This window comes from Chloroflexota bacterium (assembly GCA_014360825.1).
Taxonomy (GTDB): Bacteria; Chloroflexota; Anaerolineae; order UBA2200; family JACIWT01; genus JACIWT01.
In genome coordinates, this window is sequence record JACIWT010000006.1 from 1 (window position 1) to 14,598 (window position 14,598).

The following is a 14,598-nucleotide window of genomic DNA, read 5'->3' on the forward strand; positions in this document are numbered from 1 at the left end:
CGGGTTGTAACCCAACGCCACCAGCCCTCACGACAGTCGGCAAAAATGTCACTTCTTACACCGACACCAATAATAACAATGGTTTTGGCCCAGGAACTTGGGTTTATGAAATTAGACCGTTTAAAGATGGTGGTGCCGAACTAAATTGTTCTGATTATCCTAATGTGATTGCTACTCCAACCCCAACTTCTACCCCCACTCCCACTCCGGTTCCGGTTTGCACATTGATTCTTTCTCCGGATTCCTTGACCTTGGAAGAGGGGGGAGAAGGGCCGCAGGTAGCCAGTGTCACCACCAGCGGAACAGTTAACCGGGTTTGGTTTTTCTCGGAAAATACCGGGGTGGCAACCGTTGACCCGGCCAATGATTGGAGTAAGAGCAGCAAGGAGAGTCCATGAGCCAGGTATACATTGCACGGTGCACGGACTATACGTCAGAGCGGGTGGAGGCCGCGGTGCGGGCCAGCGTGGACGCATTGGGCGGTATGCGCGCCTTTGTGTCGGCAGGGCAGCAGGTGGTCCTCAAGCCCAACCTGCTGCAGGCCCAACCGCCAGAGCGGGCCATCACCACTCACCCGGCGGTGGTGCGCGCTGTGGCCCGTTTGGTGATTGAGGCTGGTGCCAAGCCCATTATCGCCGACAGCCCTATTGGGCCTCTCACTGTGCCAATTTTGCATCGCACTTACCAGCGCACTGGCCTCGCTCTCGTGGCGGAGGAAACCGGCGCGGAACTGAATTACGATACGAGCGCCGTGCGCCTCTCCCACCCCAATGGTAAGTTGATCAAAATGGCGGACATCCTGCGCGTTGTGGCCGAGGCTGACGCCATCATCTCCCTGCCAAAACTCAAAACCCACAACTTCACCGTCTTCACCGGCGCTACGAAGAACCTTTTCGGCACCATCCCTGGCATTGCCAAGGCTGGTTACCACACGGCTCTGCAAACGGTGGAGCGATTTTCGGATATGCTTCTGGATTTGATGGACCTCTGCCGCCCTGTGCTCACGGTTATGGATGCCGTGGTAGGAATGCACCGTGACGGCCCTTCAGGCGGTGAGCCAATCCAGATTGGCCTTATCCTGGCCTCTGCCGACGGCGTGGCACTGGATGTGGTCGCCACGACCCTGGTTGGTCTCTCACCATTGGATGTGCCGCCACTGCGAGCGGCTGTGGAGCGCGGGCTGACAGCCGGGCGAGTGGAAGACATCGAGGTGTTAGGTCTATCGTTAGAGGAAGCACGCGTGGAGGGCTTTGTTCCATCGCGCACTGGGATAGGAAGTAATGCTCTTGTCGCTCGACTGCCTGCAATAGTTCGCGACCGTGTCAGCCGTCAACTGGTCGCCACGCCCCGCGCTGGGCCGAACTGCATTGGTTGCGGCCTCTGTGCTCAAAACTGCCCGGTGGGGGCTATCACCATGGTGGGTGGCCGGGCGCGTATGAAACTGGACTCCTGCATCCGCTGCTATTGTTGCCACGAGGTTTGTCCCGAAAATGCAGTGGAATTGCATCGGCCCTTCCTGACGCGCGTGCTCAACCGGTAGCGGTGATTTCTTGCACCAGTCCGAGCACCCACTCCATCCCCTCTCGGAAGAAGGACTCGCTGTCGTTGTAAAGGAAATCGGGCTCAAAGACGATTGGGCAGCGCGGATGTATCTCCAAGACGATTCGCAGTACCGTCGGGATATCAATCCAGCCGTCGGCCGGATCGAGGGAGGGATGTACAGGTACATGGCGGAACTTGCGCCAGGCACTTATCCCCCGCGAGTTCCAGAGATGTAGCGCCCTGGTGTGTGGAGCCAGCACTTCGACTTCTTTGAGATAATCTGTGCCGTAGAGATCGGCGTGATGGAACAAGTGGCCAATGTCCAGACATATTCCGAGTGGCGGGAGGTCCTGCGCGATGGCAGCCCAATCCTCTGGTCTTTCGATGTCGGGGTCATAGCCCGCGTATTCCAGCAAAATAGGCACGCCGTATTCTTCCACCATCTCCGCTAACCGCTCGGCACTCCGCATAGCCAGGGACAGCGCTTTCCTGCGGCCTAAGTCGCCAGACACACCACCTCCGAAATGCAACACTACGTACCGCGCCCCCCAATCCTGCGCCAGGCTCAGGTTCTCCTCAATGAGCGCGAGGGCACGCTCGCGCACCTCCCGTTCGGGGTGGATACATAGACCCAGGAGAGGCGGGTGGGGATAATCGGGTGGGCAGGTCAATGGGTGGTGGATGCTAGTGGGCAGATGGTCAGTTCGTACGCGTTGTTCTAATTTTTCCAAAGCGGGAGGACGGAAATTGAAAGCCTCCCAATGATAGAGGCCGGGGTTGAGCACGTCTTCCATCGTGGCTTTGCTGCGGACAAAGGCCGGAAAATCGAAGTCCGGACCAGGCAAGCCGGCACCCAGATCATCGTGAGTGGTCACGGCCATCCCTCTGCCAGCGCCACGCACTCCCTCGCCGTCCCTTCCACCCGCACACCGCGTATCAGGTAGCCATCTTGTACTAGCCGGTTCACTGTAGCCTCGAGATAACTCTGCTCCCAGCCAAATAAGTGCACGAGTACCTGCTCTTCTACTGCCAGTACATTCTCCAGGTACTGCCGTAGGATAGTCTGCATCGCCTCGCGACCGCTGATGCGCTGGGCCTGTTCGACGACCTCGGGGAAGCGGCGAGTGAATAAATCATAGACGTAACAATAACCCCAAGCGTTTGCGTCTGAGATGCCCACTTTCGCGATCTTGAAATCGGCTTGCAATTCGCGGATGGCACGATCGAAGCGACTCATGTTCGTTTTCCCCGCCAGCAGTGCCTCCCGCCGCAACTGGCTGGTGGGCATGGCCCCGCCCTCTAATAGCGCCTCGTAGATCCGCCGCGCCTCGTCGCTCAGCCGGCCGTCGCGGTATTGCTGCAGGTACTCGTAGGGGTCGCCATAGTTCTCGGAGAGGGCGTAGAAATGGGGCAATAAGCGCAGGGAGATGAGCGTGGGTTTCTTGCGCACTACCTTGCCGTAGTAAAAGCACTTGCGCTCCGGCAAAGAATCCTTCCACGTCCAAGTCAGGTCAAGCGCGTAGTCGTTGTGATGGTCCGGCAGAGGCCGTTCGCTGCCGTTGATGGCTTCCCACAGGTTGGGCATAGGGGCGTACTCGTCAGGGAAGAGGGAGCAGAAGCCCACCTCATCCACAAAGCGAACAGCGTCGTCCTCAGTGCGCAGGGCGAGGTCAGGGCGACGGTGAAAACGTCGCTCGCGCCAGGCCGTGATCTGTTCAGCAGTGAGTTTCACGGTCATGACATCAGTCTAGCCGGACCAGGAATTCATACCTGACCTTACTCTTTGCACAAGATTAGGACGGAAAGTTGTGGCAAAACTCAACCTACAAATTCACCGATCAATGTCTTCCCCGCCAGTTCCTCGGGACTCATATCCTTGGCCCGGGAAATGGGCACGCAGGTCTCTTTGAAATGACGCAGCATCCTCGCCGGGGTGGGCAGGTCGTTGCGCCGACCGAACTGGGTGGGGCACGAAGAAAGAACCTCCACAAAGGCGAAGCCCTTATGCAGCAGCGCCTTCTGGAGAGCCTTGATGAGCGGACGGATATGCCAGACGGAATAGCGGGCCACGTAGGAGGCCCCCGCCGCAGCAACCAGTCTTGAGAGGTCGAAAGGTGGCTCGGGATTGCCCTTCGGCGTCGTGGCGGTCATAGCACCGAGGGGTGTAGTGGGTGTCACTTGCCCACCGGTCATACCATAGATACTGTTGTTAGCGCAAATCACAGTCATATCCAGATTGCGCCGTGCGGCGTGGATCAGGTGATTACCGCCAATAGAGGCGATGTCGCCATCACCGCCGATGACTACCACGTTGAGTTTCGGGTTGAACAGCACAGCGCCAGTAGCGAAGGCTACCGGACGGCCGTGGGTGACGTGTAGCGTGTCCGCATTGAAATGGGGGCTGGGTATCCAGCCGCCGCAACCGATGCCGGAGACAAAGAGCATGGAATCCATGTCCAATCCGAGTTCGTCAATGGCACGCAGGATGGCGCCCATCAGGATGCCGTGCCCACAGCCGGGGCAGAAAGGAGTTGGGAAAGATTTAGGGCGAATATACTTGAGAATGGATGCAGTAGAACCTAGTGGTACAACCATTAGCCCAAATTCCCCATTGCCACCAGGATTTCGTCCGACGTAATCACTTCGCCATCGGTTTTGTGATAGCCCACAGCGTTGGGGGCCACGCGCTGGACCTCGCGCAGCACTTGTCCCCGATTCATCTCTGCCACCAATACATAACGCGCTCCTGCGGCCGTCTGGCGCACTTCGTCTTCAGGAAAAGGCCACAGGGTTCGCAGCCGCAAAAGGCCTACTCGCCGCCCAGCCTCCCTTGCTTCCCGTGCCGCACCTAAAGCGCTGCGAGCGGTGAAACCGAAGGAGACGAGTAATACATCCAACTCTCCGTTGCAGAGATAGCGCTCGACGGCGGTTACCTCGTCTAAGTGATTTCGCACTTTACTGACCAATCGTTCTACCAGTGAGGCCTGGGCGTGGGCGTCTGAAGTGCGCCGGTAACCCCACTCGTCATGGGTGGAGCCAGTAACAAGCAACCGAGCCCCCTCGCCGAAAGCAGGCATGGGCGGCACCTCGGAACTCCCAAACGGCGGGCTCCCCACCTCTTTTTCGCGGTGATACACTCGCGTGAGCGGTGGCACCGCGAAATTCTCGCGCAAGTGGCCCACTGCTTCATCGCTCAGCAGGATCACGGGTACGCGGAACCGCTCCGCTAAGTTGAAGGCGCGAATGGTCTCGGTGTACATCTCGCTCACGGACCAAGGAGCCAGGACGATGATCTCGTAGTCGCCATGTGCGCCCCAGCGGGCCTGCATCACGTCACCCTGGGCGGGACGGGTGGCCTGTCCCGTGCTGGGCCCGGCGCGTTGCACATCCACTACCACGCAAGGAGTCTCGGTGATGAGAGCATAGCCGATGTTTTCCAGCATCAGGCTGAGGCCCGGCCCCGACGTGGCAGTCATAGCCTTCGCCCCAGCCCACGCTGCACCGATGACCGAGGCCATAGAGCCGATTTCGTCTTCCATCTGAATGAAGACGCGCCCCTCGAGATCCGCAAATCGGCGGCAGATGTGCTCCATGATTTCGCTGGCTGGGGTGATAGGGTATCCCGCGTAGTAATTGCAGCCGGCGGCGATCGCCCCTTCGGCGCAGGCCTCGTCGCCCTGCATGAAATGAGCGCCCGGCTTCAGAATGCTCGGCACTTCGGTCCAACCCACACTCAAGCCTCCTCAGTTACAGTGATGGCCAGGTCAGGGCAAAGCAGTTCGCACTGCATACAAGCGGTGCAGTCCTCGGGCCGGGCGACGACTACGGGATGGAAGCCGCGCAGGAAAGTTTGCTGGTCGGATTCCAGGACGTGGCGGGGGCAGACCTCGATGCAAATATGACAGCCTTTGCACCAGGCTGAGTTGATTTCGACCTTATTTGGCACTGAATCTACTTCTTCAGGCGTTTACGGAACTCCTCAGTCAGCGCCGGCACAACTTCGAAGAGATCGCCCACAATGCCGTAAGTTGCGACATTGAAAATGGGTGCCTCGGGGTCTTTGTTGATGGCCACGATGACCTTGGAAGTTTGCATACCTGCCAGGTGCTGGATGGCCCCCGAAATGCCACAGGCAATGTATAGGTCCGGGCGCACCGTGCGTCCCGTCTGCCCGACCTGATGGGCGTAGGGTATCCATCCCGCGTCCACTGCCGCACGCGAGGACCCGACGGCTCCACCTAACACCTCTGCCAGTTCACGGATGGGCTTGAATCCCTCGGGGCCGCCCACGCCGCGCCCACCCGACACGATGATCTTGGCGTCGGCCAGGTTGACTTCGCCCTCCTCGACAATGAAGTCCACCACCTTGCTGGCGATCTCCGCCTCAGACATCTTGGGCTTGAGGCGCACGATCTGGCCTTCGCGGGTACTATCCGGCTGGGGCATTTCGAACACGCGGTGGCGCACCGTGGCCATTTGCGGCCGGTGATTGGGACAGATGATGGTGGCCATAATGTTGCCGCCGAAAGCCGGACGGGTCTGTTTGAGCAGGCCGGTCTCGGGGTCAATTTCCAGCCCGGTGCAATCCGCGGTCAAACCGGTGAAAAGTTGCGTGGCTACCGCCCCGGCCAGGTCGCGCCCACGAGAACTGGCACCCAGGATGAAGATCTCTGGCTTGTACTCTTTCACCAGTGAGACCAGGGCGTCCGCGTAAGGCGCAGTGCGGTAAACGGCCAAACTGGGATCGTCCAACAGAAACACGCGGTCTGCGCCGTACCAGATGGCTTCTTTCGCTATGTGTTCTACGTCGCTGCCGAGTACGCAGGCAGTCAGCGCCGTGTTGCGCTGGTCGGCCAATTTGCGTCCCTGGCCCATCATCTCCCATGAGATGCTACCTGCCTGGCCGTTGAATTGCTCCACCCACACCCAGACACCCTGGTAGGCATCTAGCGAGGGAGCAGCGACCTCCGCGCGCTCAGGCAGGCTCAGTGCCTCAACAGGGCACTCTGGAATACAGGCTCCACAAGCCGTGCAGTTCTCGTTGGCTACGGCGACGCCATCTATCACTTTGACTGCCCCGAAGGGGCAAACGACTTCGCAGGCTCCACAGCCAGTGCAAAGGTCAGTATCTACTTTTAACAGGCTGCTCAACGCTGTCCTCCCTAAATGATTTTCTCTGCCAGGAGTTTATCGGCCAGTTTGGCCGCCTTCTCCTGAACGGTTTCGCCCTCAATGATCTGCACCTGCCCCCCGCGTTTGGGCGGGTTGAACACTTTGATCACCCGCGTGGGCGAGCCGTCGAGGCCGAATTTGGTGGTGTCGGCGCCTGGCAGGTCAGCGGCTGTCCAGATGGGTATCTCTGTTTTTGCCGCCCTGCGGATGCCAAGCAAAGTGGGGTAGCGAGGCTGGTTGATGTCCTTCACCACAGTGATGAGAGCGGGCAGGCTGGAGGTAACCACCTCACGACCCTCTTCGAGCAGACGTTCCACGGTGATGGTCTTTGCCGCGGGGTCCATTTCGCGGATCTTGAAGACGTACGTTAGTTGGTTGATGCCCAATTGACAGGCCACACCCGGTCCCACCTGGCCTGTATCGCCATCAATGGCTTGTTTGCCGCAGATGATGATGTCGTAGTCGCCGATCTTGCGGATGGCCTGGGAAAGGGTGTAGGCGGTGGCCCAGGTATCTGATCCGGCGAAAGCGCGGTCTGAGAGCAGGATGGCCTCATCGGCGCCCATCGCCAGTGCCTCTTTGAGTGCTTCGACGGCCTGGGGTGGACCCATAGAGAGCACGGTAACTTTGCCGCCGAATTTCTCCTTGAGCCGCAGCCCCTCTTCGATGGCGTAGGTATCGAAGGGGTTGATGATACTCGGCACACCCTCACGGATCAGCGTGCCGGTTTCCGGGTTGATCTTGACCTCGGTTGTATCAGGCACCTGTTTGATGCAGACAATGGCGTGCAAGTTCTCAGCCTCCTTGTAGATAGTGTGGTGTTCCAAGGCATGTCGGAAGCCCGACGCGGGGCGGATTATACAACGGATTTGGGGGGCGTGCAACTTTTTGGGGTGCCTGTTTGCAGACTATCGACCTTTTGCGTATAATGTTCGCCGTGTGTCTTCCCAAGCCACGGAACGGCAGTCTCATATCCGCCACAACCGAATACCTGGGACGTCTTCGCAGACAATTCTTGTGGAAAGGATCCATCGAGTATGAGCCAAAACGCTGATCAAGCCACTCCACTTGAGGCTACCCGCTCTGAGCCCTCACCACCCTGCGTGGTCGCGTGTCCTGTGCATACCGACGTCAGGGGCTACATCCACGCCATTGCCCGCGGTGATTTCGAGGCTGCGTACGCTATAGCGCGTGCGCCTAACCCCTTCGTGTACGTCTGCGGCCGGATTTGCGCCCAGCCTTGTGAGGAGCAGTGTCGTCGGGGCAAGGTGGATGAGCCCATGGCTATTCGGGCTCTGAAGCGCTTTGCCACCGAGCAACACGATCTGACGACTGGGCATGGTCCCCCACTCCCCCAGGTGGAGCGCAAAGGCGAGCGCATCGCCATCATCGGCGCCGGGCCCGCTGGGCTGACGGCTGCCCACGATCTGGCCCGCATGGGCTATCAGGTGACGGTCTTCGAAGCGCACGATGAGCCGGGGGGTATGTTGCGACTGGGGCTACCCAAATACCGCCTCCCCCGGGAGGTGATTGATCTGGAGGTCACCCATATCCTCCAACTGGGTGTGGAACTGAAAACCGGCGTGCGCATTGGGACGGATTTGACCCTCTCCGATATCAAGGCTCAAGGATACAAAGCCATTTTCATCGCTATAGGAGGGCACAAAGGCCGGGGCTTGCGCGTGGAGGGTGTGGAGTTAGAGGGCGTGCTCAATGGCGTGGATTTCCTACGCGCCATCAATACCGGCCAAGAAGTGAAACTGGGTAAGCGGGTAATCGTGATCGGCGGGGGCAATGTGGCCGTGGACGTGGCTCGCTCCGCAGCGCGATTGGCACCCTTTGGCGAGCGAGAGATCCTGATGATGTGCCTGGAGTGCCGCGAGGAGATGCCCGCCCACGAGTGGGAAATCGAGGAGGCCCTCAAAGAGGGCATTCAGATATATCCCTCCTTAGGGCCCAAGCGCATCCTGGGGCGCAATGGCCGAGTCACCGGCGTGGAAACCATCGTTTGCTGCTCGGTCTTCGATGAGCAAGGCCGTTTCAATCCCGCCTTTACCCCTGGCACGGAGTCCGTCCTGGAGGGTGATACAGTAATCCTCGCCATTGGGCAAGCCTCGGATCTTTCCTTTATCCATAAGGAAGATGGGATAGAGATTTCTCCTCGGGGCACCATCGTGGTGGACAAGACGACCCTGGCCACCACCGCGCCCGGCATCTTCGCCGGCGGAGAGGTAACCACTGGCCCAGATATTGCCATAAGTGCTATAGCCCAGGGCCACCGGGCGGCCAGATCCATTGACGCCTATTTGCGGGGCATAGACTCGGCAACGGTGCAGGTCCCGGAACCAGAGGAATTGGGTGCACTTTCAGACCAGACTATCTCCCACGTCCGGCCTGTGAAGCGAAATGCCATCCCCTCCCTGCCGTTGGAGAAACGCTCCAACAATTTCAATGAAGTGGAACTGGGCTATACAGAGGTCATGGCAGTGCGGGAGGCGTTGCGTTGCCTGACCTGCGGTGCTGGTGCAGTTGTGGACACAGACAAATGCGCCGCCTGCCTGACCTGTGTGCGAGTTTGTCCCTATGAGGTGCCCCGGGTGAAGACCAGCGCTGCAAACATCGCTGTGGAGCAGTGTCAGGCCTGTGGCATCTGCGCCAGTGAGTGCCCAGCCAAGGCGATCACTCTGAGAATCCAGAGCGAAGAGGAGATGGTAGATGGAATCCGCGCGGCTTTGAACACGGTGCCGTTAAACGGCAAGCCGCGGATCTTGGGGTTCGTCTGCCGTTATTGTGTTTACGGTGATGGCCAGCAGCCACAGTCCCTGAAAGTCCAGTTGCCTGACAATGTAGCCCTCTTGGAGGTGCTTTGCACGTGCAAGGTGGACGTGCGTCAACTGTTGAGAGCCTTCGAATTCGGTGCCGATGCGGTGTATGTGGTGGCTTGCCGCGAGGGTGATTGTCATCACACGACCGGCGCTCGCCGCACGCAGAACCACGTCTCCTATGCCAAGAAACTCCTGGGCGAGATCGGACTGGGCAGCGAGCGGCTGGATTTCTTCACTCCGGATAGTTCCCCAGACGTGATTCTGCAGGCAGCGGAGATTATGGCTCAGCGGGTTCTCGAACTGGGGTCCAATTCGCCCGGATTAGACCCTTCCGCTGGGTGAGGGCTAGGCAGGGGATTGGCAACGTGAGCGAGCAGCGGACCACTACAATGTTACCACCTGCCGACCGAGAACTGGACCTGCGTGGTGAGGTCTGCCCGTACACATTTATTAAGACCAAACTGATGCTGGAGCAAATGCAACCCGGTCAAGTGCTGCGGGTCATCGTGGATTATGAACCGGCAGTGCACAATATCCCGCGCAACTTGCGGGCGCAGGGCCAAGATACGATGGATGTTCGCGCGCTGGAAGATGGTCAATGGGCTATCACGGTGCGGGTGATGGCAGAGTGTAATGGTGGGTAGCCTGGCCAGTTGCCCTCGGTGAATGAGGGCGTCCTTATGTGTTGATGCGTGAAAGGGCGAACGCTAGCGATATGACAGTTAACCTTGGCTTCAGTGAGGAGCAGATACACCGCTACAGTCGCCATATTCTCCTGCGCGAAATCGGCGGTAAGGGCCAGCGGAAACTGATGGATTCTAGTGTATTGATCGTCGGCGCAGGGGGCCTGGGCTCATCGTCTGGCTTATATCTGGCAGCGGCAGGGGTAGGGCGGCTAGGCTTCGTGGATAACGACGTGGTGGATATTTCCAATTTGCACCGTCAGATATTGCACCGCACGTCGGATATTGGCCGACCGAAGACCGAATCGGCAGCAGATGCAGTGCGTGCTCTCAACCCAGAAGTGAAAGTAGAGCAGCATCAGGTGAAACTTACTTCCGCCAACGCATTCGATATCATTGCGGGTTACGATCTGGTGGTGGAAGCCAGTGACAATTTCCCCACCAAATACCTGGTGAATGACGCCTGTGTCCTGTTGGGCAAACCGCTGATCCTGGGCGCAGCCGTGCAACTGTTAGGTCAAATCATGGCTATTGCGCCCCGAGAGGGCCCATGTTATCGCTGCCTTTTCCCAGTGCCGCCACCACCGGGCACTGTGCCTACCTGCCAGGAAGCAGGGGTTTTCGGGCCAGTGCCCGGAGTGATCGGTTGTATTCAGGCTGCTGAAGCGATCAAAACCTTAGTGGGCTTTGGCGAACGGTTGGTGGGACACCTGCTGATATACGACGCCCTGACCGCCGAGTTCACAGATGTGAAGATCGAGCGCAATCCATCGTGTGCCGTATGCGGTGACACGCCGACGGTGACGGGGCTGATAGACTACGAGCGTTTTTGTGGAGAGCGATGAGGGTGCTAAATCCCCTTGCTCTGGTGGTTATAGCACGCTTTTCACAGGCACACTATGTCGCTTTCTTGGGTTCTGCGGAAACAACGCAACTTTTCTGAGGATATGGAGGAACACAATGATTGTGGGTGAACAGAAGCCCCTGCAGGAGATCAAAGACATGATCGCCGGGGCGGAGAAAGTATTATTGCTTGGCTGTGGGACCTGTGTCACCATTTGTTTCGCTGGTGGCGAAAAGGAGGTAGGCATCCTGGCCTCTGCGCTGCGCCTGGCCACACGGTTAGATGGCAAAGAAGTGGATATCCGCGAGGCCACTGTCCAGCGTCAGTGCGAGTGGGAATATGTGGACGAGGTGGCCGATCAGATTCAGGAGGCCGATATCGTGGTCTCGCTGGCTTGTGGCATCGGTGTGCAGACCGTTGCCGAGCGCTTTCCTGATGTTTGGGTCGTGCCGGGGTTGAACACCTCGTTCCTGGGCCAGCCCGTAGAACAGGGGGTGTGGTCTGAGCGCTGTGCGGCCTGCGGCAACTGCCTTCTGATGTACACGGGAGGCATCTGTCCCATCGCCCGTTGTTCTAAGAGTTTGCTCAATGGCCCCTGTGGTGGTTCTCAAAACGGCAAGTGCGAGATCAACCCCGAGGTGGATTGCGCCTGGCAGTTGATCTACGATCGGCTTAGTCGACTGGGGCGGCTCGACCTTATCACAGAAAACATGCCAGCGAAAGACTGGTCCACCAGCCGGGATGGGGGGCCGCGCAAGATCGTGCGGGAGGATTTGAGGATATGACCACTGTCAGCAATCTGCAACGCGTCCTCACGAAAGGCCACTTCGCGGTCACGGGTGAAATCGGACCCCCACAAAGCGCCGATGCCTCGGTCATCACCAGGAAGGCGGCTTATCTGAAAGGCAATGTGGATGCAGTGAACATCACGGATTGCCAAACTGCCGTGGTGCGTATGTCCAGCATCTCGGTGGGCAAGATGTTGATTGACTTGGGAATCGAGCCGGTCATACAAATGACCTGCCGGGACCGCAATCGCATCGCTATCCAGAGCGATCTTCTAGGTGCGTGGGCACTGGGAGCGCGCAACCTGCTCTGCCTAACGGGTGACCACCAGAGTTTCGGCAATCATCCTACAGCCAAGAATGTGTTTGACCTAGATTCGATACAGTTGCTCGATATGGTGCGCCGCATGCGCGACGATAAGGTGTTTATGTGCGGCGAAGAAATCAAGGGTACCGAACCGCGTTTCTTCATTGGGGCGGCGTCCAATCCCTTCGCTGATCCCTTTGATTTTCGCCCCCTTCGACTAGCCAAGAAGGTGAAGGCTGGGGCGCAGTTCATCCAGACTCAACTCATCTACAACGTTCCCAAGTTCTCCGAGTTTATGCGTCGCGTGTGTGATCTGGGCCTGCACGAGAAGGTATACATCCTGGGCGGTGTGGGACCCATCAAATCGGCAGGCGCGGCGCGTTATATGGCTACCAAAGTGCCGGGCATGGACGTGCCTGCCGAGGTTGTGGATCGAATGGTGAAGACGCCCAAGGAACGAGCACGTGAGGAAGGCATCCAGATCTGCGTGGAGATCATCCAGCAACTGCGGGAGATACCAGGTGTGGCGGGTGTGCATGTTATGGCCATCGAGTGGGAGGAGGCTGTGCCAGAAATCCTGACCCAGGCTGGGTTACTGCCACGACCAGTTATTCCTCCTGAGATCACTACGGCAGAGCAATGATGCGATGGCGCACTACCGATGGCATAAAAGAAGTGTTCTTGGGGAGTAGCGTTCGCGGCAGAACGAGGATTTGATTATAGAGCCAAAATTTGTTATTATTTTGAACCAGTGTTGACAAGCAACAAGAATTCGTGCGGCGACGAGGCCATTTCACATCCCTAGACAGCCGTGGGAGTGACAAACCGTCCGCCTGCCTTTTTCTAATCCCCGGCTGTTTTACGTGGTTTTCAGTAAACGAAGGAGTGACGAATGTTCACCGAGAAGACGATTAACCAGTTCCTGGACGAACTGGCCTCCAAAGCCCCAGTGCCGGGAGGAGGAAGTGCTGCCGCCTTAGGAGGTGCATTAGCCGCAGCGCTGCTCAGCATGGTGTGCAACCTCACTATTGGGAAGAAGGGTTATGAGGACGTTGAGTCTGATATGAAAGCCCTGCTTTCCGAGTCCGAAGCTTTGCGTGCTCGCTTCCCTCTCCTCCTGGAACGCGATACCCAAGTGTACAGCCAGGTAATGGATGCTTACCGCCTACCCAAAGATACCCCTGAACAGAAGGCGGCCAAGGAAAAAGCAATGCAGACAGCACTGGTGGCTGCCGCCGAAGTCCCTCTTGAAATCGCTGCCGGTTGCGCCCGCGTCGTAGAGTTGGCTATGACCGCCGCCCAAAAGGGCAACAAATGGGCGGTGAGCGATGCGGGTGTGGCCGTGGTGTTGGCGGAGGCTGCCATGCGGGGCGCACTCTTGAACGTTGAGATCAACCTTGCCAGCATTACAGACCGAGAGTACGTTCGGAAGACCCGCGCGAGGATGGATGAGATTACAGCAGGCAAGGCCGAACTGAAAGAGCGTGTGATGGACGTGGTGCTCCAGAGCATACGTGGGTGAGGAGGCAAAGATGAGCGCTGTTATCTTAGATGGCAAGGCATTAGCCAAACAGATGAAGGATGAGGTTGCGGCAGAGGTCGCTGAGTTCAAGGCAAAGCATGGCTTCGCGCCGACCATCGCCGTGGTCCGTGCCGGGGAGGACCCCGCCTCGGTGAGTTATGCGAAGAGCATCGCCAAGAGTTTTGAGAGCGTGGGGATGGGCTTCCAACTTCATGTCCTACCCGAGATGGCTTCACAAGCCGAGATCGTAAGCACCGTGGCCCAGTTAAGCGCCAGTAAGGATGTGCAGGCTATCCTGATTCAGGAACCATTGCCCAAGGGTATTGACCCCGAAGCGGTTATCGGTGCTCTTTCGCCTGACAAAGACGTAGATGGCGTGCACCCCGTTAACGCAGGGCGCCTGGCCCAGGTAGCCCCAGCCGGACGTGCCCCTGGCGTGGGCGAGTTCATCGTTCCGGCCACACCTGCGGGCGGGCTGGAAATCCTGAAGCGCTACCAGGTGCCAATCGCGGGGAAACACGCAGTTGTAGTAGGACGATCGAACATCGTGGGTAAGCCGATGGCGCTCCTTCTCTTGCGCGAAAACGCTACTGTTACCATCTGTCATTCACGTACCGCCGACCTCCCCGCCGTCTGCCGCTTAGGCGATATACTATGTGCTGCGGTGGGACAGGCCAATATGATCAAGAGGGATTGGATCAAGCCAGGTGCAGTTGTAGTGGATTTCGGCGTCAATTTTGTCGATGGTGTAATGACCGGCGATGTGGATTTCGCCGCTGCGTCGGAAGTGGCAGAGATGATCACCCCCGTTCCTGGTGGGACAGGACCCGTTACCAACATCATGCTGCTCAAAAATGCCCTCTCAGCGGCGCGACGGCAGGTGAAATAGCAAATTCGCTGAACCAAATCGCAGTTGAG

Annotated in this window: 16 protein-coding genes; 9 read left to right on the forward strand and 7 right to left on the reverse strand. The window is 58.3% G+C overall.

The genetic code is table 11. The annotated features are described in order from the left end of the window. On the forward strand, nucleotides 1-398 hold a 398-nt coding region (locus tag H5T64_05195; GenBank protein MBC7263739.1), incomplete at its 5' end, for a hypothetical protein. Next, complete coding sequence (locus H5T64_05200) at nucleotides 395-1,540, forward strand: DUF362 domain-containing protein (protein MBC7263740.1); 1,146 nt, start codon at nucleotides 395-397, stop codon at nucleotides 1,538-1,540. The genes H5T64_05195 and H5T64_05200, both read left to right, overlap by 4 nt. Here H5T64_05200 and H5T64_05205 read toward each other — a convergent pair. The 7 genes from H5T64_05205 to H5T64_05235 all read right to left on the reverse strand — a co-directional run bounded on the left by H5T64_05205 (nucleotide 1,530) and on the right by H5T64_05235 (nucleotide 7,505). Beyond that, nucleotides 1,530-2,417, reverse strand: a complete 888-nt coding sequence (locus H5T64_05205) for a sugar phosphate isomerase/epimerase (GenBank protein ID MBC7263741.1) — start codon at nucleotides 2,415-2,417, stop codon at nucleotides 1,530-1,532. The genes H5T64_05200 and H5T64_05205 overlap by 11 nt on opposite strands. After that, a complete protein-coding gene (locus tag H5T64_05210; protein ID MBC7263742.1) occupies nucleotides 2,414-3,280 on the reverse strand; it encodes a winged helix DNA-binding domain-containing protein in 867 nt (288 codons plus the stop codon). Before H5T64_05210 ends, H5T64_05205 begins: the two co-directional genes overlap by 4 nt. Nucleotides 3,281-3,360: 80 nt before the next feature. Continuing rightward, nucleotides 3,361-4,137: a hypothetical protein gene (locus H5T64_05215; protein ID MBC7263743.1), complete on the reverse strand. Its 777-nt coding sequence runs from the start codon at nucleotides 4,135-4,137 to the stop codon at nucleotides 3,361-3,363. Beyond that, a complete protein-coding gene (locus H5T64_05220) occupies nucleotides 4,137-5,225 on the reverse strand; it encodes a 2-oxoacid:acceptor oxidoreductase subunit alpha (protein MBC7263744.1) in 1,089 nt (362 codons plus the stop codon). Before H5T64_05220 ends, H5T64_05215 begins: the two co-directional genes overlap by 1 nt. Nucleotides 5,226-5,275: 50 nt before the next feature. Continuing rightward, nucleotides 5,276-5,488, reverse strand: coding sequence for a 4Fe-4S binding protein (locus tag H5T64_05225; GenBank protein ID MBC7263745.1), 213 nt, complete (start codon nucleotides 5,486-5,488; stop codon nucleotides 5,276-5,278). Between the two features lie 5 nt (nucleotides 5,489-5,493). Continuing rightward, nucleotides 5,494-6,684 (reverse strand): 4Fe-4S binding protein, encoded by a 1,191-nt coding sequence (locus H5T64_05230; protein ID MBC7263746.1) that lies wholly within the window; start codon nucleotides 6,682-6,684, stop codon nucleotides 5,494-5,496. 20 nt (nucleotides 6,685-6,704) lie between these two features. Next, nucleotides 6,705-7,505, reverse strand: coding sequence for an electron transfer flavoprotein subunit beta/FixA family protein (locus H5T64_05235; protein ID MBC7263747.1), 801 nt, complete (start codon nucleotides 7,503-7,505; stop codon nucleotides 6,705-6,707). Nucleotides 7,506-7,751: 246 nt separating this feature from the next. Between H5T64_05235 and H5T64_05240 the strand changes: the two genes are divergently transcribed. The 7 genes from H5T64_05240 (at nucleotide 7,752) to H5T64_05270 (ending at nucleotide 14,569) form a co-directional block, all read left to right on the forward strand. Then, complete coding sequence (locus tag H5T64_05240) at nucleotides 7,752-9,881, forward strand: FAD-dependent oxidoreductase (protein ID MBC7263748.1); 2,130 nt, start codon at nucleotides 7,752-7,754, stop codon at nucleotides 9,879-9,881. A 47-nt stretch (nucleotides 9,882-9,928) separates the two neighbouring features. Then, complete coding sequence (locus H5T64_05245; GenBank protein MBC7263749.1) at nucleotides 9,929-10,183, forward strand: sulfurtransferase TusA family protein; 255 nt, start codon at nucleotides 9,929-9,931, stop codon at nucleotides 10,181-10,183. Between the two features lie 44 nt (nucleotides 10,184-10,227). Then, on the forward strand, nucleotides 10,228-11,067 hold the full coding sequence (gene moeB, locus H5T64_05250) for a molybdopterin-synthase adenylyltransferase MoeB (GenBank protein MBC7263750.1): 840 nt from the start codon (nucleotides 10,228-10,230) through the stop codon (nucleotides 11,065-11,067). Between the two features lie 115 nt (nucleotides 11,068-11,182). Next, nucleotides 11,183-11,851, forward strand: a complete 669-nt coding sequence (locus tag H5T64_05255; GenBank protein MBC7263751.1) for a methylenetetrahydrofolate reductase C-terminal domain-containing protein — start codon at nucleotides 11,183-11,185, stop codon at nucleotides 11,849-11,851. Then, complete coding sequence (locus H5T64_05260; protein MBC7263752.1) at nucleotides 11,848-12,801, forward strand: methylenetetrahydrofolate reductase; 954 nt, start codon at nucleotides 11,848-11,850, stop codon at nucleotides 12,799-12,801. The genes H5T64_05255 and H5T64_05260 overlap by 4 nt, the downstream gene beginning before the upstream one ends. A 249-nt stretch (nucleotides 12,802-13,050) precedes the next feature. Continuing rightward, the gene (locus H5T64_05265) at nucleotides 13,051-13,680 is read left to right on the forward strand and encodes a cyclodeaminase/cyclohydrolase family protein (protein MBC7263753.1); all 630 of its coding nucleotides are present in this window, start codon (nucleotides 13,051-13,053) and stop codon (nucleotides 13,678-13,680) included. 10 nt (nucleotides 13,681-13,690) lie between these two features. Continuing rightward, nucleotides 13,691-14,569 (forward strand): bifunctional 5,10-methylenetetrahydrofolate dehydrogenase/5,10-methenyltetrahydrofolate cyclohydrolase, encoded by an 879-nt coding sequence (locus H5T64_05270; protein MBC7263754.1) that lies wholly within the window; start codon nucleotides 13,691-13,693, stop codon nucleotides 14,567-14,569. Nucleotides 14,570-14,598 lie beyond the last annotated feature (29 nt).